Genomic DNA, 20,854 nt, shown 5'->3' with positions numbered 1-20,854 from the left:
GTTAAATGAGATAGAAATTTTAACATTTGGCGGTAATTTGGTTTCAAACCAAAGAAAAAACCCGAATGGATAAAATAACAGAATCATTAAATAACCTATCAACCAAATTATGGGGATGGGTAGAAGCATTTATAAGAAACCTTCCTAATCTAGCAGTCGCTATACTTGTACTTGTGATCGCATACTTTGTATCACGCCTAGTAAATAAGTACTCACAAAAGGTGGTAAAGAAGTATGTACCGCAAAAGTCTATCACAAAGCTTATAGGTAGGGCTCTTGCAGTAATCGTTGTGCTTGTAGGCTTATTTCTTGCCTTAGGCGTTCTTAATCTTGATAAAACGCTCAACACACTTATAGCCGGTGCCGGTGTATCTGGACTCGTTATAGGTCTCGCCTTGCAAGGAGCTCTTGCAAATGGTATTGCGGGGATTATACTCTCCTTTAGAAAACGAGTTAATATAGGCGATTGGGTAGAAACAAGTGGTTATACTGGCTATGTAGAGGATATAAAACTCAATAACTTTAGCTTACGTGAACCAGATAACAATATTGTAATCATTCCTAACAAAACAATTACAGATAATCCTTTAAAAAATTACTCTATCACAGACCGCGCACGCATTATTATAGAATGTGGCGTAGGCTATGAATCTGATCTTGAGATGGTAGAAAAACTCACAAAAGAGACTATAAACAATACGTTTGCACAAAACGGATCTAATGAAGAGGTAGAATTCTTTTACACAACCTTTGGCGGCAGTTCTATAGACTTTGTATGTCGTTACTGGGTAGACTGTGAAAACGGCAAGGATAAGCTCACAGCAAAGCATAAAGGAATGCTAGCGATTAAGAAAGCCTTTGATGCAAATGATGTAAATATCCCATTCCCTATTAGAACACTTCAATTTGATAACAAGTTATCAATGGTAAGTGAAAGTGAATAGTTGTTATTACGCTTTCGCGAAAGCATAAAAAAACCCGTTACTATAACTAGTAACGGGTTTTCATTTTTATTATAGTTGAAACTTAAGCTCCAAAAGCCTCAGCCACCTTTGCCGAAAGTCTCTTGTACGTTCCATTATCAAGACGCTCACGTATCGCCTCAAAAGCGTTAAGTGTTTCCTCTACGTCTGTAAGCGTATGTGATGCCGTAGGTATCATTCTAAGAAGTATAAGACCTTTAGGTATTACAGGGTATACAACAATAGAACAGAATACTCCGTGGTTCTCACGTAAGTCTTTTACAAGTGCCATTGCTTCTGGCACAGACCCTTTAAGATATACTGGTGTTACACAAGATTGTGTTGTACCTATATCAAAACCTCTTTCCTTAAGACCACCTTGTAATGCATTTACATTCTCCCATAACTTCTCACGAAGTTCTGGCATAGAGCGTAGCATATCTAATCGCTTAAGCGCTCCTACCACAAGTTGCATTTGCAGTGACTTTGCAAACATTTGTGAACGTAGGTTATATTTTAAGTAATCTATTATTTCTTGATCTCCAGCAATAAATGCTCCTGTAGATGCCATAGATTTTGCAAAGGTTGCAAAGTATACATCTATATCATCTTGAACACCTTGCTCCTCACCTGCTCCTGCACCAGTAGCACCTAGTGTACCAAAACCGTGTGCATCATCTACAAGTAAACGGAAATTAAATTTTTTCTTAAGAGCAACTATTTCCTTTAGTTTCCCTTGCTCTCCACGCATACCAAATACACCTTCAGAAATCACTAAGATTCCTCCGCCGGTTTGCTCTGCCATTTTTGTAGCACGCTCAAGATTTTTTTCGATACTTGCCATATCGTTATGCTTGTAGGTAAAACGTTTACCCATATGCAGTCTCACACCGTCTATAATACAAGCGTGCGTATCTACGTCATAAACAATGATATCATCCTTACCTACCAGCGCGTCTATAGTAGACATAATACCCTGGTAACCAAAGTTAAGTAAGTAAGCTGCTTCCTTTTGTACAAAGGCTGCACACTCATTTTGAAGTTGCTCGTGTAGCTCGGTATGACCAGACATCATACGAGCACCCATAGGGTATGCAGATCCATAATCTGCAGCTGCTTGTGCGTCTACTGCTCTTACTTCAGGACGATTTGCAAGACCTAAATAATCATTTACACTCCACGTGATCACTTCTTTCCCTTGAAACTTCATACGGTTAGAAATAGGCCCTTCTAACTTTGGGAATACAAAATATCCCTCTGCTACTGATGCCCATTTACCTAATGGTCCCTTATCCTTGTAAATTTTATCAAATAAATCTTTCATATGCTTGTTTTGAAAACAGGTGCAAAAGTACACAATTTTGACATTTTTACCTAACAGTAAAATCTAATAGTATGATTGCCAAAAACAAAAAACTCCAACACAAGGTAGGAGTTTAAATATACGTATTATTTTAGATTACTTTATGTATTCTATAGTTGCGACAGCTTCTTCATTTTGACTATCAAAAAAGCCTTGGTCGCTCATCCATTTATCAGAGAAGACCTTACTCATATAGCGGCTTCCGTGATCTGGAAATATGATAACTACTTTACTATCTTTTGTAAATTCTCCTTGTGCAGCTAGCTGCTTTACACCTTGTATAGCGGCACCACTTGTATAACCTACAAAAAGGCCCTCTGTAGTAGCGATCTCTCTAGCACTATGGGCTGCCTCTTCATCACTCACTTTTACAAACTCATCTATAGCATCAAAATCTGTAGCAGTAGGTATTAAGTTTTTACCTAAACCTTCTATTCTGTAAGGGTATATCTCTGTAGCGTCAAACTCACGCGTTTGGTGATACTTTTGAATCACAGATCCATAGGCATCTATTCCTATTACTTTTATCTCTGGGTTTTGCTCTTTTAAGAATCTAGCCGTACCAGATATTGTGCCACCTGTACCACTACAAGCTATAAGGTGTGTAATCTCGCCCTTAGTCTGACTCCATACTTCTGGACCTGTAGAGAGGTAATGAGCATCTATATTAAGCTCATTAAAGTACTGGTTAATGTAAACAGACCCTTTTGTTTCTTCGTGTAGACGCTTTGCAACACTATAATAAGATCTTGAGTCGTCTGCACTCACATTTGCAGGACATACATACACCTTTGCTCCCATTGCTTTAAGAGCATCTATTTTATCTGGCGAAGATTTTGAGCTCACTGCAAGTATACACTCATATCCTTTTATGATACTCACCATAGCAATACTAAAACCTGTGTTACCAGATGTAGTCTCTATAATAGTATCGCCTGGTTTAAGTACTCCAGTACGCTCTGCCTCCTCTATAATGTGAAGAGCTATACGATCTTTTGAAGAGTGACCTGGGTTAAAAGCTTCGACTTTGGCTAAAAATTCACCGTCAAAATCGGCTGTTATGCTATTTAATTTTATGAGGGGCGTGTTACCTATAAGTTGTAACGCGTTATCATAAACGTTTAAGTCCTTGTTCATATATCTAGGTTAGTGCATTGCGCAGTTTCTGGTTAAAACGTGCGCGCAAAACAGAGCAAAAATACTATAATTTTTAAAAATAAGATCTTTCTTAGTGGTTCTATTCCATACAGTTATAAACATCAACCTGTAGCATTACTTAGTAATCCCCTCTAAATCAAGCAAAAAAGCATAATCTTGCGCCACCTCTTTTAAGGCTTCAAAACGCCCTGATGCTCCACCGTGACCCGCATCCATATTGCACTGGAAGATGATTTGGTTATTAGAAGTGTTGTTTTTCCTAAGTTTTGCTACCCATTTTGCAGGTTCCCAGTATTGCACCTGGCTATCGTGATAACCTGTGGTTACTAGTATATTAGGGTACGCTTTCGCGAAAGCGTTATCATAAGGACTGTAACTCTTCATATAGTCATAATACTCCTTATCATTAGGGTTTCCCCACTCATCATACTCTCCCGTTGTGAGTGGTATGGTATCATCAAGCATTGTTGTAACTACATCTACAAATGGAACAGCAGCGATAACCCCGTTATAGAGCTCTGGTGCCATATTTATAACCGCACCTATAAGTAAACCTCCCGCAGAACCTCCGTATGCATAAAGATGTTTTGATGATGTGTAATTTTGTGCTATCAAAAATTTTGAAACATCAATAAAATCTGTAAAAGTGTTTTTCTTTTTTAGGAGTTTTCCATCTTCATACCATTTACGACCTAGATACTCCCCTCCTCGGATATGCGCAATGGCATAGATAAAACCTCTATCAAGTAAAGAAAGACGTATACTACTAAAGGATGGATCTATGGTGCTTCCGTAGCTTCCGTATGCATATTGCAGTAGGGGAGCGTTTCCGTCTAGCACTGTATCTTTATGATAAACAATTGAAATTGGAATTTTTGCACCATCTTGGGCTGGTGCCCAGCTACGCTCCATCTTATAGTTATCTTTAGAGAAGTTACCACCTAGAATTTCTTGTTCTTTAAGAATCGTTTTTTCTTGAGTCTCCATATTAAAATCAATAACAGAGGCTGGCGTGTTTAGAGCATTGTAAGCATATCTAAGAATATGAGTATCAAAATCTATATTTGTCGTAGGGTATGCATCATAGGTCTCATTATCAAAAGGAAGGTAGTAGTCTACTCGATCATCCCAACTTTTGATTCTTATCTTGTTTAACCCATTGCTACGCTCACTTATCACTAAGTACTTCTTAAAAATCTCAACGTCTTCTAGAAGCGTGTCTTCTCTGTGAGGTATAAGGTCTTCCCAGTACTGCATCGCTGTTTGGTTTTCTGGGGTTCTCATTACCTTAAAGTTAGTAGCCTTATCTTTATTAGTCTGTATATAAAACGCATCATCATAATGCGATACTGCATACTCAAGACCTCGTGTACGCTCTTGAAAAACTTTAAAATCTGTTGTTCCTCGGGCTGCAGATGCAAATCTAAACTCACTCGTCATCGTACTGTCAGAACCTATGAGAATATATTTTTTTGACTTTGACTTAAATACATAAGTATAAAATGTCTCGTCGTCTTCTTGATAAACGAGCACATCTTCACTAGGGTCTGTACCTAATGTGTGTTTAAAAATCTGGTTAGAGCGTAGTGTCTCTTCGTCTTTTCTGGAATAATAAACAGTTTTATTATCATTTGCCCATACAGCTCCCCCTGTTGTATTTTTAATTTCAGTATTAAGAATCTCTTCAGTAACGAGATTTTTAAAACGTATGGTATACTGGCGTCTACTTACGGTATCAATACCGTAAGCCGCAATGGTATTATCTTCTGAGACAGAATAGCTCGCTTGACTAAAATAAGAATGACCATCGGCCATCTCATTATTATCAAAAACGATAATCTCTGGAGCATCTAAACTTCCCTCTTTTCTACAATATAGCGGGTAATCCTTACCTGTTTCAAAACGCCTATAATACCAGTATCCATTGTGCTTATAAGGTACTGAGGCATCATCTTCTTTTATCCTACCTTTCATCTCCTTAAAAAGTTGAGCTTGAAAAGCTTTGGTATGGGCCGTCATCTCATCATAATACCTATTTTCTTCTTTAAGATGTGATAACACCTCTGGACTATCCCTTTCATTCATCCAGAAATAATCATCTACTCGGGTATCATTATGCTTTTCTAGTTGAACCGGTAATTTTTTGGCTACAGGTGGTATGGTATTTTTTATCAAGAGCTTTATATTTTATAGAAATACAAAAGTACAACCCATCTGCATAACAATTCTGACCTGTATGAAATAGGTCAACAATCCTTTTAATAACTTTGTACTCACAAATGATAAAAAACAATACTTATGTTTGGAGATATGATGGGCTTAATGGGAAAACTACAAGAAGCCAAAGCAAAAGCTGAAGAAACAAAAGAAAGACTTAAAACAGTTTTAATAGACGAAGCATCGTCAGACCAATTACTTAAAACGACTGTGACAGCAAGTGGCCGTATAAAAGAGATTAGCCTTGATGAAGCCTTACTTGAAGATAAAGAACAACTAGAAGACTATCTTGTATTAACCCTTAATAAAGCGCTTGAGAAGGCACAAGATATACACGATACAGAAATGGCTGCCGTTGCTAAGGAAGGTATGCCTAACATACCAGGAATGGATATGTTTAAATAATACAATATATATTATGCATTAAAAAAGGCAACCACATACTGTGGTTGCCTTTTTTATTATAATCACTTATTAGAATATGAAGCAAAAAAAGCGCCTTCATTATGAAGGCGCTTTACTATATAACTGATTAGCTAGTGCTAATGTAAGTCTTAGTTATTGATAAGACGGAATTCAGTACGACGGTTTGCAGCGTGCTGACGCTCAGTACAAGAAACACCATCTGCACAACGGTTTTTAAGCTTACGCTCACCAAATCCGTTTGCTACAAGAAGACTGTTGTTTACTCCCTTAGAGATAAGGTAGTTTGCTACAGACTGTGCACGACGCTCAGAAAGATCTTGGTTAGAAGAAGCAGCTCCTCTAGAATCTGTGTGAGAAGCGATCTCTAATTTTACACCTGGGTTTTCAGCAAGTAATGGCATTAATCTAGTATCGATAATGTTTTTTGCAGCAGGAGTTAAAGTTGCAGAGTTAGTATTCCAGTTGATAGGAAGTGCTTGGTACTCAACAAGAGCACACTCAACTTCTCTCCAAGTAGTAAGACCACCTTTCTGCTTAAGAACTTCTTTAGATACAGTGTTAAAAGTTGCAGCAACTACATCTTCAGTAGTAGTAGCATCTTTTACAAGTACTGTTTTAGTGATAGTTGCAAACTCAGCAGGAACTTCTTCCTCAACTACTCTTGCAGGCTGATCAACAACTCTCTTAGTGTAAGTTCCGTTTGCAGAACCTCCTGGAGTAGACTGTACTGTTGCATCTGAAGCAAGTACACGCTTAGATACTGTAGTATACTCAGCTGGGTACCCTTTGTAACACCAGTAACGACAATCGTCTGGGTTAGAAGAAGCACAATCAGGAGCTGGAGCACCTAATTCCCACTGCGCATAAGCAGATTTTACTTCGATAGTCTCAGTATCGTTAGAAAAAGAAGCAGGAACTACTCTTAAAGAAGAACCTGAAGTACTCTTTACATAAGTTACTGTTTCAGTTTTGTAAGTAGCTGGTATTACTCTAAGACGCTTAGAAGCTTCTTTTACCATTACACGCTCAGTTACTGTATCGTATTGAGCAGGTACAACTTTAAGTACTTTGTAAGCTGGTGTTTTTTGGATCTGTACACTCTGAGTCTCATAGATGTCTGGAGTTGTACAACGTACGTAACATTTACCTGGTTCTGGATTAGTAGGTAAATCTTGTGCTTGAACATTTGCAAATGCAAATCCTACTAGGGCACATAAAAATAAAATTTTCTTCATAATAATTGATAGTTAAAAGATTAAAGTGTTGGAATTCAATTTTAAAAGTACAAAAATAACCGCTTTCCCTTATAAAGACGTTAACTTTTTTTTAAGAAAGTTCAAAAAGGATTAAATACGTATTTAGACCGACCAACAACACAAAAAAACCGAATCTTTAAGCAAAGATGTATTTTACTCAAATAATTTAAATCTAATAACAGCCTCAAAATCTGTCTAAAACGTCTAAAACACGTGCGTGAGCAGTTTTATCGTAATCATAATGAGTCACTATTCTTAATTTACCTTGACCCATATCACTTATAGCTATTTGATTTTCAAATAGATAGTTAGCAAAAGAAGCCCCATCTATAGTATCCTTAAGGTTAAATATTATAATATTTGTCTCAGTAGACTCAACAGATTTAATGTAAGTTTGATCTTTTAGTAATATTGCTATTTCTTGAGCTCGCTGGTGATCTTCTGCCATTCTATCTACGTGGTGGTCTAACGCATACAGGCCAGCAGCGGCCATATACCCTACCTGGCGCATACCACCACCTAAAACTTTACGCACGCGCATTGCCTTATCCATAAATTGTCGTTTTCCTATAAGAACAGAGCCCATAGGAGCTCCAAGGCCTTTTGAAAGACATACAGATATAGTGTCAAATAGTTCTCCATAACTAGAGGGCTCCTCTCCTTTTGCCACAAGAGCATTCCATAATCGTGCACCATCTAGGTGTAAACCTAAGCCGTGTTTATTACTCACTGCTTTAATTTTCTTTATCTCTTCTAGATCATAACAAGCTCCTCCACCTTTATTTGTGGTGTTCTCTAGACACACCAATGTGGTGAGTGGACTATGATAAAAATCGGGCGGATTTATAGCTGCCTCTACCTGAGATGCAGTTATCATACCCCTAGTGCCATTAATAAGTTTGCACGACACACCACTATTAAAGGATACTCCTCCTCCTTCATAATTATAAACGTGCGCATATTGGTCTGCTATAAGTTGCTCTCCTGGCTGTGTGTGTAACTTAATGGCTGCTTGGTTTGCCATACTCCCCGTAGGGAAGTAAAGAGCGCTGTCCATCTTAAACATTTTTGCAAGGCGACTTTCTAACTCGTTTACTGTAGGGTCCTCCTTGTAAACATCATCACCCACTTGTGCTTTCATCATAAAATCCAGCATAGCCGGAGTAGGCTTCGTGAGTGTATCTGAGCGTAAATCTATTTTCATTAATTCTAGTGTATGATATAATTATAATATGTGAGGGTGAGTTTTATGTTTACGCTTTCGCGAAAGCGTACTTACATACATCCTATAGGTGATCCATCAGGAATTTTTGGAGATGGTAACACCTTAAACTTTTCTGGTGCTTTTAAGAATGTCTCAATTTCATCTACCATAAACGCCGCATTTGCATCTGTAGTTTGACTAGCGAGTGTTGCTCTCACCTGTTTAAGCTGTGCTCTCGTAAAAGCTTTAGTCTGTGGTATAGACTTACTATGCGCCGAAAGATTCATAAGATGTTTAAGTACATTGTAATTTATAGTTTGTTGTACTCCTGCTTTATAAGCATCTTGCTCGTTGCTGAATATGGTGCTATTTACAAGCGTAGAGAGCATACCATCAAGTCCCATTTGAGACGGGTCTATCGCTTTTTGTTGTACAAGTCTGTTTGCTCTTTCTGGATGAAGAAGTAATGACAACGTCATATCACTCGCTGTTGCTGCAGCCCCTAAAGCATCAAAGCCTACACCATCGTTACTTTTAAAACTTTCACGTGATCTCCCATACCCTTGCGCTCTAGGAGGGAATAGTGCCAGCTTGTCTCTAGGTATAGCCAGCTCTGTTGCAGTTAGGGTTTTTAAAACGCTGCTAAGCGCTGCTCTTTGCTCACCAGCATCAAGAATCTTTGTTACGTCAAGATTACTATCTCCTTTTACAGCATAGTTATATTCAAGACCGCCCACCATTTTTACCGCCGACTCAGTTTGATATCTGTGGTAAAAATATAGTGGTACAAATACATCTTCAAGCACAGAGTAAGGCTCATTGCTACGTATGTTATCTACAGAGAAGTTTGCGATAGCCCCTTTTCTTAAAGCAAGCATTTTATCTAACTCTTGGTAAGCACTAGCGCCATTATCCCATAGGTGGGCCTTAGCGTGAGCTCCTCCTTGTGGTCTTGCATCACTATCTGTTATATAACGTAAGCCACTTTGCTCTGCTTTAGTTAAGATAGTATTGAGATAGTCTTTTTCTGAAACTCCCTTAGGAGCCACTCCGTAGTTATACTGTACAGTAACTTTATCCCACTCTCCTATACCTGTTGCATAGGCATTAGAAAAATCTACTTTAGTTCCATCCCACGTAAGTGTAGGATGCGGGTAATCCATAACGCTGGCTCTGCCATTTGAACTTGCTGCAAAGTTATGTGCAAACCCAATGGTATGACCTACTTCGTGAGCGCTTAACTGTCTTATTCTTGCGAGCGCCATCTCTAGCATAGGTTTATAATTATCATCACGCTCTGCAAAAGGCTTATTCATCAAGGCTTGAGCGATTAAAAAGTCTTGACGTATTCTTAAACTCCCAAGGCTTACGTGCCCTTTTATGATCTCCCCTGTACGTGGGTCACGCACGCTTGCTCCATAACTCCACCCTCTAGTACTGCGGTGTACCCATTGTATTACATTGTAACGCACATCCATAGGGTCTGCATCCTTAGGCAACATTTTTACCTGAAATGCATTCTTAAATCCCGCCGACTCGTATGCTTGATTCCACCAGCTTGCTCCCTCAAGTAATGCAGATCTTACTGGCTCTGGTGTACCAGGATCTAGGTAGTAGATAATAGGCTCTACCGCTTCACTCATAGCTGCATTAGGATTTTTCTTCTCCAGTCTATGACGGTTTGCATAGCGCTTTACTATAGGCTCTTGTACCGGTGTTGCATAATCTAGGTATGTAGTTGCGTTTACTCCAGCACGAGGATCAAAAGGACGAGGGACGTACTTATTATCTGGCAACTTTACAAATGAGTAGTGCTGTACTAAAGTAAGTGCCTTTGCATCTGGTGCAACAGAGCGTATGTTTCTTCCCGTTGGGCTGCCTTTAAAAGTGAGTAACGCCTCAAACTCTGTGTTTTCTGGAAAAGCCTTTGTGCGCTCCATATACATAGCGCTTCTTGTTTTGTCTAATTTATAAGTACCTTCCTTACCACGTTTTAATCTCGCAGCTACACCGTGTGTGTCTTCTAGTAAAAACGGTGTGAAGTCTATGAGGTACTTTCCTCCTTTTTGCTCTTTTATAGGAAAACCAAAGAGTACAGACTTTGCAAAGGCTTCTTCTATAGATTTGCGTTCTAGCTCATTTGTAGTATTTGCTCTGTAGCGCATATTAGGCTGTACGAGCATTATTTTATTACCTACTTTCTGAAATTTTACTACTGCATTACCGCCTAGTTGTCCTCTATCTAGACCTATGTCATTGCTTCCTAAGCCTGTGCGCAGTGAGTGTACGTATAAAAATTCTTCATCTAGCTTGTCTACCTCTACATATATCTTATCATCACTCTCATCATAATGCAGTGTGAAAAATCCTTTTGAGGTTACTAGATCTTTTTTTGAATCTAAAAACTGTGCAAAGGTGCTGGTTGCGACTAATAAACAAATGGCAAGAATGCTGTATTTTTTCATATCGTAAAATTAGGTTGTCTAAGATACACGTTTAGATGAAAATATACTTGCCAATTATAGGGTACTAAGGGAGTACTCTATAAATCTCATAGCTAGCCCCGATTGTAGTGTAAATCCCGCAGGGCTGGCTGTGCCATCCCGAGGAATTGCAACGTAAAGCGGGATACTGCTCTTGCAAATACACCTGCTAAATGTGCTCCAAAAAAAAAGAGGTACCCTTGCGGATACCTCTATATATGGAAAGCCTATCGCCAAATAGGGCTTATGCGTTCAACATTTTTTGACTTTATTTATTATCAAAAACTTCCATAATGCTTCCAAATTGTGATACATCTATATCACTCTTTTCTAGAGACTCTGCCATACGCATCATATCTCCTATGTTCATATCATTACCTAGTAAGCGAGCAAGCATAAAGCCTTTATTATCATCTGCACCAAAGAAGATCACCTCATCTATAGCATCTTCTTCTCCTTTAAAATAGAGACGCATTTGTCCCATATCTCCGCTGGCTTTCATAAGCTCCTCATAATCATCTGAGGTAAGGATGTCTTTTACCTTGTCTCGCTCTACTTGCATTGCTGCCGTGTCACCAGACTTAGTCTGGTATGCCATAAGGTTTATTTTACGCACGGTTTTAAAAACCTCTTGCTGCTCTTCACTTAACGCCTCTACATTTTTACCTAGTAAACTAGTAGGTACGTCTACAAGAATAAAGTCACCGTTTTCTTGATTATCTACATAATACTCTTGCAACGATTGTTTATTACTACAACTAGCAAGTGCGAGCACCACCGCAAAGGCTGCTACTACTGTTTTTATTGTGTTATACATATTATGACTTTTTTGCGTTTTGAACTTCCTTAAGAGCTTCACTCCCTTTAAAATCGAGGTCTTGAGCTAGCTTAGATATTTGCTTTAAATCTATGTTTCCAGTTACCTGAAAGAATACAGCGCGTTGCTCACCTTCCATATTTCCGTTTAAGAACATTACAAACTCTTTTACATAGTCTTCACTACTTCCTTCTTTATAGTAAAACTTTACATTCTTACCATCATCTTTTGCACGCATAAGTTCTTGTAAACCGCTGCTTGCTATGTAGCCTTTCATAGAGGTGTTCATCTGGTCCATTATACCTGCATTTGCACTAGTATACATCTTTACATTTTCTAGATTATCTACTAGGTTTATGTACTGCTGCATCTCTGGGTCTGATGAGTTAAGGTCTACTTTACTGAGTAGCTTAAACATCTTCTGGTTCATTACTATAGAGCTTACTCCTTTAAGATCTTCGTACTTATCAAAAGGGCTCTGGGCGTTACTTGCTAGGGTTACTGAGGCAAGAGCTGCTATCATTATTAACTTTTTCATCTTCTTTGTTTTTTGATTTTTATTTAAATAAGGTGCTAGAGGCTTTGTCAAATTCTTCTACCACATCCAGCTGTGTGGTGCTACTGTTAATCATTTGAGACATCATACCAAGGGCTTGCTTGGTTTTTAAGATGGCTACTTCTTCATTTTCATAATTTGTAGAGATACGATTATCTACCTGAGTACCTTGTGTCCAGATTACAAGTCCTACTATTACCGCTGCTGCTGCACTTGCCATAAATCTATATCTAGGCTTGTGCTGCTTAGGTAATACAATAGGTCTATCATAAGTCTCTTCACTTGCTACGGCAAATGCTGTAAACATACTTTCATACTCTTTAAGATGTGGTGCCACGTTATCACCCGTAAAGTAGTCACGTAGTTGTGCTTCTTGCTGGAGCGTAGTACTTCCTTCAAAGTAATCTTCTAGTAGTTTCTCTATATTATGAGATTCCATAATTTCGTTTTTTAATCAATTCTTCTCTTAGTTTTTTGCGGGCTCTAGAGAGTGCTACTCGCACAGCGGTCTCATTCATCTGGAGTGCCACGGCAATCTCTGCATTGTCCATTTGCTCTACATCTCTCATTTGTACAATAAGTCGTTGTTGCTCTGGTAGGTCTTCCATAAGTTTAAACACCCACGCGACCTCATCTGCAACCTCAATATGCTTACTTGTATTACCTGAGTGATCTTCATAATTGTTATGAACGATTTTAAGATTATTGCTTCCCTTAGCTTTAAGTTTATCGTAGCAATAATTTTTTGTCATCGTCATCGCAAATGCTTCAACACTTCGATATTCTTTTATTTTAGACCTCTTTGTCCATAGTCGCAGTAGTACTTCCTGCGTAGCATCTTGTGCCTCATCTTGTGATACGAGCAATCGCTTTGCAACGCGATATATCTTATCCTTAAAAGGATTTACAAGCTTTATGAAGGAGTGTTGGTCCATCGATTAATTGGTTAGTTATTAGGAAGACGATACATCATAGGTTTTGTTACAGCGGTTGTTACATTTTCTTTTTACGCTTTCGCGAAAGCGCTCTCAGACCCCATAAAAACTAAAAAAAACTCCTACCTGAAGAGGTAGGAGTTTTTGATATGGTACTTATAAAGAAGCAGCTTACTTTTTGTTTTTCTGCTGTTGCTCTGCTTGCTCCATCATTTGTTGCATTTTCTTTGCAAACTTACCTTGCTTCTTAGGCTTAGCTTTTTTCACTTCTATCTTTGCTCTTATCTTCTCTTCGTCGATAATCACATTTTTAATAACTAAGATAATACCTATAGTAAGTAAGTTAGAAATAAAGTAATATAAACTCAGACCACTTGCATACTGGTTAAAGAAAACAAGCATAAGTAATGGTGAGAAGTACATCATATACTTCATCATCTTACTCATATCTGGCATACCTTCTTGAGTAGGCTGTTGCATTTGCTGGTTACCTGTAGTTAATCTCATAGAGAAGAAAATAGTAACTGCAGCTAGTATAGGAAATAAACTCACGTGATCACCATAAAAAGGAATCTCAAACGGAAGCTTTGCAATCTCATCATAGCTAGATAAATCATCTGCCCATAAGAAGCTTTTTCCTCTTAAATCAAACGCAGATGGGAAAAATGTAAATAGCGCATAAAACACTGGAATCTGTAATAACGCTGGTAAACAACCTGCGGCGGGACTTGCCCCTGCTTTACTATACAGCGCCATAGTCTCCTGCTGCTTCTTCATTGCGTTATCTTTATACTTCTCTGAGATAGCAGCAATTTCTGGCTTAAGAATCTTCATCTTAGCCTGTGAGGTGTACTGTTTATACTGTACAGGCGATAAAAATAATTTTATAACAATAGTCATTACTATAATAGCAATACCTGCTGGTAAAAATCCAGATAAGAACCCAAAGAAAGGGATCACAAGGTACTTGTTTAAGAACCCAAATATCCCCCACCCTAACGGCATAGCCTCATCTAGTCCTTGATCATAAGACTTAAGGATTGTGTAATCTGTAGGACCGTAGTACATCTGCATTGCGTAGTCTAGTTCTCCATTTTTGGCTTCTAGTAAAACGTCAGATCCATATTGTTTTGTAAATATGGTTTCTTCATCTCTATCGTCTGCTTCTTTATAAAGATCTTTTGAGGTAAGTCTCGCTTCTTTAAATGGAGTTTCAGAAATAAGCATTGAGCTAAAGAAGTGCTGGCGGTAGTTCATCCATACAAGATCCTCTTCTATCTCATCATCATCTCCTGCTGGTGAGAGCTTATCTGTTTTATCTTCTTCATACTTGTATGTAAGACGCGTGTATCTATTTTCATAAGACTGGCTACGTGCGTGACGCATCCCTTTAAAATCCCACTGCATACGCATAGGGTTTGATGTGTTAAGCCTAGTAGAAAGTCCTTGAGAACGCATCCCAAAATCCATCATATAATCGCCTTCCTTAAGCTCATAACGGTACTCTAGGTACTCATTATTAGAAACTTTAAGCTTCATAGATAACACATCGTTGTTACCGTTTTTAGAAAGACTAGGCTCAAAAAACAAGTCTTTAGTATTAAGATTACGGTTATCAGACGTACTAAAACTTACATTAAAAGTGCTGTTACCATCTTTAATAAGGTAAACAGGTATCGAGTCATAAGTGCTATGCTGTAGCATCTTCACCTCTGTTATATATCCACCTTTATTGCTCACTTTAATTTCTAAAACATCGTTAGAAATAGTAGTGGTTGCTCCCTCCTTTGCAGATGGTAAAGAGCCAGAGTAAGCAAATGCACCTAGTCTGTTTTGTAATGCAATATTTGTAATAGAGTCTGATGCTACTGCAGGAGCTGTTTGTGCAACTGGCAGGCTAGCTACATCTGTATCTTGTGATTCTACCTGCTCTGTTTGTGCTGCTTTCTCAGCTTCTAGCTCTTCGGCTGTAGGCTTATTAAAGTAGATGATCCATAAAAGGATTCCTCCCATAAGGAGCATTCCAATAAGTGAATTTGTGTCAAAGTTCTTTTTCATTAATCCTGTTTAGGTGGGTGTTTTTTGATTACGCTTTCGCGAAAGCGTGATTTTCTCAAAGCAATTTACTCGCCAAAGGGTTTATTTATGCCATACTGGCACGCGTACTGTCTTGAGCATAACTAACGGCTGCTCTCACAAACGCTACAAATAGCGGGTGCGGGTTGCTCACCGTGCTCTTATACTCTGGGTGATATTGCACACCTACAAACCAAGGGTGATCTTCTATTTCTACAATCTCCACAAGACCTGTATCTGGGTTAGTACCTGTAATTTTCATACCGGCTTTTTCTAATCGCTCGCGATATGCGTCATTAAACTCATATCTATGGCGGTGTCTTTCCATAATGATTTCATCGCCATATACGTCTTTTACAATACTATCTGGCGCAAGCTTACAAGCCCAAGCCCCTAGACGCATTGTACCTCCCATATCTGTGATACTCTTTTGCTCTTCCATTATATCTATGACGGGGTGTGGAGTGTTTGGGTCCATCTCTGTTGAATTTGCTTTTGTAAACTCGCAAACATTTCTTCCGTACTCAATAACTGCCATTTGCATACCAAGACATATTCCTAAAAACGGAATCTTATGCTCTCTTGCATATTGTACTGCCTTAATTTTACCTTCTATACCGCGCTCTCCAAAACCTGGTGCTACTAGCACACCGTCTAGGCTTGCAATTTTATTTTTAATCACCTCTGGAGTGATATGCTCACTATGTATGCTCTCTATATTTACCTTAACCTCATTTTCTGCACCTGCGTGTATAAATGCTTCAAGTATTGATTTATAAGAATCTTGAAGCTCTACATATTTACCTATAAGGCCTATCGTTACTTCAGATTTTGGGTTTTTATGCTTTGCTAGAAACTCATTCCATCTGGTAAGTTCTGGTTGTGTAGCGTCTGGCAGGTCTAATTTTTTAAGAGAGATTGCATCAAGACCTTCTTCAAGCATCAAGTTTGGTACGTCATATATAGTACTAGCATCTCTAGACTCTATAACAGCTTCTTGCTCTACGTTACAAAAACGTGCAAGCTTTGCCTTAAGATCATACCCTAGCTCGTGTTCTGTACGGCATACGAGTATATCTGCCATAATACCGCTCTCCATAAGTGTTTTTACACTGTGCTGGGTAGGCTTAGTTTTAAGCTCTCCTGCTGCTGCAAGGTATGGTATAAGTGTAAGGTGTATAACTAGTGAGTTCTTTTTACCTAGCTCCCATTTGAGCTGGCGTATACTCTCTATATATGGTAGTGACTCTATATCACCTACAGTCCCTCCTATCTCGGTAATTACGATATCATAATCTCCGCTCTTCCCTAAAATTTGAATGCGCTCCTTAATCTCATTTGTAATATGAGGTATTACTTGCACTGTTTTACCTAAAAACTCACCTCTACGCTCTTTATCTATCACACTTTGATAGATACGCCCCGTTGTAACATTGTTAGCCTGTGAGGTAGGTGCATTAAGAAAACGCTCGTAATGTCCCAGATCAAGATCTGTCTCTGCACCATCATCTGTCACATAGCATTCTCCGTGCTCATAAGGATTAAGTGTACCAGGATCTATATTAATATAAGGATCTAGTTTTTGAATAGTGACTCTGTATCCTCGCGCCTGCAAAAGTTTTGCTAGTGATGCTGCGATAATACCTTTACCTAGTGAAGAGGATACTCCGCCCGTTACGAAGATGTATTTTGTAGATGCCATTTAAGGATTTTCTGAAGGTTCGTTTACGGGGTGTAAAAGTACGAGATTTTAAGGAGAGTACTGCTTAAAATCTCAATATTTATATAAGTACTAGTGCTCATAATTATAAAACAGCACACATAAAAATCGTTTCATTTTGATGATCTAACTTCCCTTTATCTGCCGTTTTAATTTTTTGCTCATTTTCAAGACTTTAGAATAATACAAGTAATAAAAACAGCTGTTTTTTTACTAAATCGTTGTATTGATAAAAAAATGAGATTATTAACTTGTAATATTCTGACTTTCAGCATTTTAATGTAAGTATATTCGGACTAAACAAATAGGTTAAACACCTATAAACTACCGTTTTAACCGATTAAATTTAACCACCCTCAAATCATACTTATTATTCATAACGCAATTGCGTAATAAACAACCTTTATTATGAAGAAACTTACAACATTATTATTTTCGATCCTTTTACTCCTAAATGGTCTACAAAGCTTTGCACAGGGGAGCAGCGCTATCTCGCAGAATTTGCCTACGCTTACTGGTTATCAAAATAACTATGGTAAACAGGTTTTACGCAACTCACCTGGATCTACTGTGCTTATTGCAGCATCACCAGCACACGAAGTATGGCTTTTTGATGTAGAGGAAAAAATAGAGGATATAGGGAGACATAATGTTGTCACATTTAACACAACTACAGGCACACCCACCCTTGAGGAATTACAGGAGTATGATGCGGTCTTTACTTTTACAGATAGTGAGCCTAGTGACCCTATAGCTTTTGGTAATGTGCTCGCTCAATATATAGAGAGCGGAGGCGCAGTAGTAGATGCAACATTTGGAGCAAGTATACCTATTATGGGCGACTGGTCTTCATATGAATTATATATGCAATGTGGCCAAGCCAGTGATGCCTATCTAGGTCTTGGTACCATACATCATCCAGAGAGCACTATTATGACAGATGTAAGTTTTATAGACGGTGGTATGGCATCTTTTCATAACGCAGAAGGATATATAGCAAACGGTGCTACAGTGATTGCTGAGTGGACAGATGGATCACCACTCATTATAACAAAAGACAATGTAGGACAAATGCACACAAGACGTGCTTACATAAATCTCTTTCCTCCATCTTCAGACTCTAGAACGGATTTTTGGGAAAGCAGCTCAGATGTGGGACAACTTATGTCTAACACTTTAGAGTGGGCAATAAATGCCGAGGCGCTTTCTACTAGCACTGCACTACTAGATACCAGTATCAGTATTTACCCGAATCCAGCTCAGAGCTCAATAACCGTATCAAACCCTACGGATATAACTATCCTCAATGTTGAAATTATTAATATAGTGGGTAGTGTAGTAAAATCCTTTGATTTTACTAATGCAATTACTAGTCTTAATATTTTAGATTTACAGACAGGCATATATTTCCTTAAACTTACTGGAGATAGAGCAAGCCAGTCACTACGATTCATTAAAAATTAATAAGTCCCCCAATTATTTAATGCCAAGAGCCGCCTCAAATTGAGGCGGCTCTTTTTATATTTCACTATATGTAATTACGCTTTCGCGAAAGCGTAATCCTAAAATTTCTATCTACTATAGTTAGGGGCTTCCTTTGTGATAGTCACATCGTGTGGGTGACTCTCGTTTATACCACTAGCAGTGATTTTCACAAATTGTCCGTTCTCTTTAAGAGCCTCGATACTGCTAGCTCCGCAGTAACCCATACCAGCTCTAAGACCTCCTACAAACTGGTGGATACTCTCGTTAAGCTCACCTTTGTAAGGTACACGACCTACAATACCTTCTGGTACTAGTTTCTTAATGTCATCTTCTACATCTTGAAAGTAACGATCTTTTGAGCCTTGCTTCATAGCCTCTACAGATCCCATACCTCTATATGATTTGAACTTACGTCCTTCATAAATAATAGTCTCTCCTGGTGACTCTTTTGTACCTGCTAGTAAAGAACCTAGCATCACACAGTCTGCTCCTGCGGCAACTGCTTTAGGAATATCACCTGTATAACGTATACCTCCATCTGCAATTACGGGTACTCCTGTTCCTTTTATAGCCGCTGCACACTCTAGCACGGCGCTAAACTGAGGAAAACCAACTCCCGCAACAACACGGGTTGTACAGATTGATCCTGGGCCTATACCTACTTTAACGGCATCTGCACCAGCTTCTACAAGGTATTTTGCCGCTGCTCCAGTAGCAATATTACCAACCACACAATCTAGTTCTGGGTATGATGCTTTTACAGATTTTAAGACCTCTACCACACCTTTAGTATGACCGTGAGCTGTATCTATAACAATAGCATCTACTCCAGCTTTTACAAGTGCTCCAGCACGCTCTACAGCATCACCAGTAACACCTATAGCAGCAGCTACACGTAGGCGGCCAAATTTATCTTTATTTGCGTTAGGCTTTAAAGTAAGTTTTGTGATATCTCTAAAAGTGATGAGACCCACAAGTGTATTATCTCCTGTTACAACAGGTAGTTTTTCTATTTTATGATTTTGAAGTATCTCTTCTGCTTGTTGTAGAGAGGTTCCCTCTGCTGCAGTAACAAGATTTTCTGATGTCATCACCTCACTTACTGGACGGTCATTGTCTTTTTCAAAACGTAAATCACGGTTTGTAACAATACCTATCAATTTACCATTATCATCTACAATAGGAATACCTCCTATACTATGCTCGCGCATTGCAGCTTTTGCATCACTTACTAAAGATTTAAGAGGTAATGTCACAGGGTCTATAATCATCCCGCTTTCTGCACGTTTTACTTTACGCACCTTGATAGCCTGCTCATCTATAGTCATATTTTTATGCAATACTCCTATACCGCCTTCTTGAGCAATAGCAATTGCCATACGACTCTCTGTAACCGTATCCATCGCCGCAGAGACAATAGGTACATTAAGCGTGATGTTGCGAGTAAATTTTGATTGTATGCTTACTTCTCTAGGTAATACTTCAGAAAAAGCAGGAACTAGAAGTACGTCGTCATAGGTGAGCCCTTCTCCTAGAATTTTATTTTCGTGTGCAGTCATAGCAATTATTGTTTTAAGAGGTGAGAGTGGAGATTTTTGCGCTTTCGCGAAAGCGTATTACTATAAATCCACGCTAACAATTAATTGCGTGCAAAGATACGCTTAATTAATCAATATAACTCGCCCATCTATCAAATCTACATTTAAGGTACTTAAAATGACTGACTTAAACAGAATACCGCTAAGAAAGTTTGAGATAATCTTGCCGTAACTATCTCTTTATTCTTACTCAATCTAAATACAAACAACCTGATTAACAGTTATTTATAATTATTCTTTATCCTTTCTTCTTAACTTTAGGATAATTACGAATCATAAAAAAGAAAAAAATGGCTATTAAACTCGCTCATAATTGCATTAACTGCGATCAACTTAAAGACAATAATTTTTGCAACAAACATCAAGTACACGTAAGTGCAGAATATACTTGTGACAGTTTTGAAATGAAAGCTGCGCTCAAGGATGACCGTAACTGTATTACTTGTAAACGCTATGAAGAAAGTGATTGTGCAAACCCAAAAACTGCTGCTCCAGGTATGCTCTGTGCATCGTGGGCACCACAAGCACAAGCTTAGTATTTTACTTATTAATAAATAATAAAAGCCCTCTCATATCTTTATGTGAGGGCTTTTATTAT

The 20,854-nt window shown here is 38.5% G+C and carries 17 protein-coding genes; 4 read left to right on the top strand and 13 right to left on the bottom strand.

Annotated features, from left to right (window positions below; translation table 11 throughout):
* The first annotated feature begins 65 nt into the window (after positions 1-65).
* Positions 66-944: a mechanosensitive ion channel family protein gene (locus I597_RS08440; RefSeq protein ID WP_035328393.1), complete on the top strand. Its 879-nt coding sequence runs from the start codon at positions 66-68 to the stop codon at positions 942-944.
* A gap of 82 nt (positions 945-1,026) precedes the next feature.
* Here the strand turns inward: I597_RS08440 and I597_RS08435 are convergent, their stop codons facing one another.
* The 3 genes from I597_RS08435 to I597_RS08425 form a co-directional block, all read right to left on the bottom strand.
* Positions 1,027-2,286, bottom strand: a complete 1,260-nt coding sequence (locus tag I597_RS08435) for an aminotransferase class I/II-fold pyridoxal phosphate-dependent enzyme (protein WP_035328391.1) — start codon at positions 2,284-2,286, stop codon at positions 1,027-1,029.
* Between the two features lie 135 nt (positions 2,287-2,421).
* The gene (locus tag I597_RS08430; RefSeq protein ID WP_035328387.1) at positions 2,422-3,462 is read right to left on the bottom strand and encodes a PLP-dependent cysteine synthase family protein; all 1,041 of its coding nucleotides are present in this window, start codon (positions 3,460-3,462) and stop codon (positions 2,422-2,424) included.
* Between the two features lie 135 nt (positions 3,463-3,597).
* Positions 3,598-5,658, bottom strand: coding sequence for a S9 family peptidase (locus I597_RS08425; RefSeq protein ID WP_035328384.1), 2,061 nt, complete (start codon positions 5,656-5,658; stop codon positions 3,598-3,600).
* Between the two features lie 123 nt (positions 5,659-5,781).
* On the opposite strand from I597_RS08425, the gene I597_RS08420 reads away from it, so the two are divergent.
* The gene (locus tag I597_RS08420) at positions 5,782-6,105 is read left to right on the top strand and encodes a YbaB/EbfC family nucleoid-associated protein (protein WP_035328382.1); all 324 of its coding nucleotides are present in this window, start codon (positions 5,782-5,784) and stop codon (positions 6,103-6,105) included.
* Between the two features lie 149 nt (positions 6,106-6,254).
* Here I597_RS08420 and I597_RS08415 read toward each other — a convergent pair whose 3' ends face one another.
* The 9 genes from I597_RS08415 to I597_RS08375 all read right to left on the bottom strand — a co-directional run bounded on the left by I597_RS08415 (position 6,255) and on the right by I597_RS08375 (position 17,155).
* Positions 6,255-7,361: an OmpA family protein gene (locus I597_RS08415; RefSeq protein ID WP_035328379.1), complete on the bottom strand. Its 1,107-nt coding sequence runs from the start codon at positions 7,359-7,361 to the stop codon at positions 6,255-6,257.
* Positions 7,362-7,566: 205 nt separating this feature from the next.
* Positions 7,567-8,586 carry a threonine aldolase family protein gene (locus I597_RS08410; RefSeq protein WP_035328376.1) on the bottom strand — a complete coding sequence of 340 codons (1,020 nt, stop codon included), beginning with the start codon at positions 8,584-8,586 and terminating at the stop codon, positions 7,567-7,569.
* A 71-nt stretch (positions 8,587-8,657) separates the two neighbouring features.
* A complete protein-coding gene (locus I597_RS08405) occupies positions 8,658-11,051 on the bottom strand; it encodes a zinc-dependent metalloprotease (RefSeq protein ID WP_035328373.1) in 2,394 nt (797 codons plus the stop codon).
* 286 nt (positions 11,052-11,337) lie between these two features.
* Positions 11,338-11,886 (bottom strand): DUF4252 domain-containing protein, encoded by a 549-nt coding sequence (locus tag I597_RS08400; RefSeq protein WP_035328370.1) that lies wholly within the window; start codon positions 11,884-11,886, stop codon positions 11,338-11,340.
* 1 nt (position 11,887) lies between these two features.
* Positions 11,888-12,424, bottom strand: a complete 537-nt coding sequence (locus I597_RS08395; RefSeq protein WP_035328367.1) for a DUF4252 domain-containing protein — start codon at positions 12,422-12,424, stop codon at positions 11,888-11,890.
* Positions 12,425-12,443: 19 nt separating this feature from the next.
* Complete coding sequence (locus I597_RS08390; RefSeq protein ID WP_035328364.1) at positions 12,444-12,881, bottom strand: hypothetical protein; 438 nt, start codon at positions 12,879-12,881, stop codon at positions 12,444-12,446.
* On the bottom strand, positions 12,868-13,377 hold the full coding sequence (locus I597_RS08385; RefSeq protein WP_035328361.1) for an RNA polymerase sigma factor: 510 nt from the start codon (positions 13,375-13,377) through the stop codon (positions 12,868-12,870). The genes I597_RS08390 and I597_RS08385 overlap by 14 nt, the downstream gene beginning before the upstream one ends.
* 171 nt (positions 13,378-13,548) lie before the next feature.
* The gene (yidC, locus tag I597_RS08380; RefSeq protein WP_035328358.1) at positions 13,549-15,435 is read right to left on the bottom strand and encodes a membrane protein insertase YidC; all 1,887 of its coding nucleotides are present in this window, start codon (positions 15,433-15,435) and stop codon (positions 13,549-13,551) included.
* Positions 15,436-15,520: 85 nt separating this feature from the next.
* Entirely contained in the window at positions 15,521-17,155 is a 1,635-nt protein-coding gene (locus I597_RS08375) for a CTP synthase (RefSeq protein WP_035328355.1), read from the bottom strand.
* 426 nt (positions 17,156-17,581) lie between these two features.
* Here I597_RS08375 and I597_RS08370 point away from each other — a divergent pair, with 426 nt between their 5' ends.
* The gene (locus I597_RS08370) at positions 17,582-18,637 is read left to right on the top strand and encodes a T9SS type A sorting domain-containing protein (protein WP_052111985.1); all 1,056 of its coding nucleotides are present in this window, start codon (positions 17,582-17,584) and stop codon (positions 18,635-18,637) included.
* 107 nt (positions 18,638-18,744) lie between these two features.
* Here the strand turns inward: I597_RS08370 and guaB are convergent, their stop codons facing one another.
* Positions 18,745-20,217 (bottom strand): IMP dehydrogenase, encoded by a 1,473-nt coding sequence (gene guaB / locus I597_RS08365; RefSeq protein WP_035328352.1) that lies wholly within the window; start codon positions 20,215-20,217, stop codon positions 18,745-18,747.
* Positions 20,218-20,546: 329 nt separating this feature from the next.
* Here guaB and I597_RS08360 point away from each other — a divergent pair, with 329 nt between their 5' ends.
* Complete coding sequence (locus I597_RS08360) at positions 20,547-20,792, top strand: hypothetical protein (protein WP_035328349.1); 246 nt, start codon at positions 20,547-20,549, stop codon at positions 20,790-20,792.
* The last annotated feature ends 62 nt before the right edge of the window (positions 20,793-20,854 follow it).

It is taken from the genome of Dokdonia donghaensis DSW-1 (genome assembly GCF_001653755.1).
Classification (GTDB): Bacteria; Bacteroidota; Bacteroidia; order Flavobacteriales; family Flavobacteriaceae; genus Dokdonia; species Dokdonia donghaensis.
The sequence above is the reverse complement of the archived record's forward strand: the minus strand, read 5'-3'. Positions and strand labels throughout refer to the sequence as shown.

Excerpts from the sequence above, each read along its gene's own strand:
- I597_RS08440 (WP_035328393.1), top strand. The coding sequence starts at position 66 with ATGGATAAAATAACAGAATCATTAAATAACCTATCAACCAAATTATGG.
- I597_RS08435 (WP_035328391.1), bottom strand. The coding sequence starts at position 2,286 with ATGAAAGATTTATTTGATAAAATTTACAAGGATAAGGGACCATTAGGT.
- I597_RS08430 (WP_035328387.1), bottom strand. The coding sequence starts at position 3,462 with ATGAACAAGGACTTAAACGTTTATGATAACGCGTTACAACTTATAGGT.
- I597_RS08420 (WP_035328382.1), top strand. The coding sequence starts at position 5,782 with ATGTTTGGAGATATGATGGGCTTAATGGGAAAACTACAAGAAGCCAAA.
- I597_RS08415 (WP_035328379.1), bottom strand. The coding sequence starts at position 7,361 with ATGAAGAAAATTTTATTTTTATGTGCCCTAGTAGGATTTGCATTTGCA.
- I597_RS08410 (WP_035328376.1), bottom strand. The coding sequence starts at position 8,586 with ATGAAAATAGATTTACGCTCAGATACACTCACGAAGCCTACTCCGGCT.
- I597_RS08405 (WP_035328373.1), bottom strand. The coding sequence starts at position 11,051 with ATGAAAAAATACAGCATTCTTGCCATTTGTTTATTAGTCGCAACCAGC.
- I597_RS08400 (WP_035328370.1), bottom strand. The coding sequence starts at position 11,886 with ATGTATAACACAATAAAAACAGTAGTAGCAGCCTTTGCGGTGGTGCTC.
- I597_RS08395 (WP_035328367.1), bottom strand. The coding sequence starts at position 12,424 with ATGAAAAAGTTAATAATGATAGCAGCTCTTGCCTCAGTAACCCTAGCA.
- I597_RS08390 (WP_035328364.1), bottom strand. The coding sequence starts at position 12,881 with ATGGAATCTCATAATATAGAGAAACTACTAGAAGATTACTTTGAAGGA.
- I597_RS08385 (WP_035328361.1), bottom strand. The coding sequence starts at position 13,377 with ATGGACCAACACTCCTTCATAAAGCTTGTAAATCCTTTTAAGGATAAG.
- yidC (WP_035328358.1), bottom strand. The coding sequence starts at position 15,435 with ATGAAAAAGAACTTTGACACAAATTCACTTATTGGAATGCTCCTTATG.
- I597_RS08375 (WP_035328355.1), bottom strand. The coding sequence starts at position 17,155 with ATGGCATCTACAAAATACATCTTCGTAACGGGCGGAGTATCCTCTTCA.
- I597_RS08370 (WP_052111985.1), top strand. The coding sequence starts at position 17,582 with ATGAAGAAACTTACAACATTATTATTTTCGATCCTTTTACTCCTAAAT.
- guaB (WP_035328352.1), bottom strand. The coding sequence starts at position 20,217 with ATGACTGCACACGAAAATAAAATTCTAGGAGAAGGGCTCACCTATGAC.
- I597_RS08360 (WP_035328349.1), top strand. The coding sequence starts at position 20,547 with ATGGCTATTAAACTCGCTCATAATTGCATTAACTGCGATCAACTTAAA.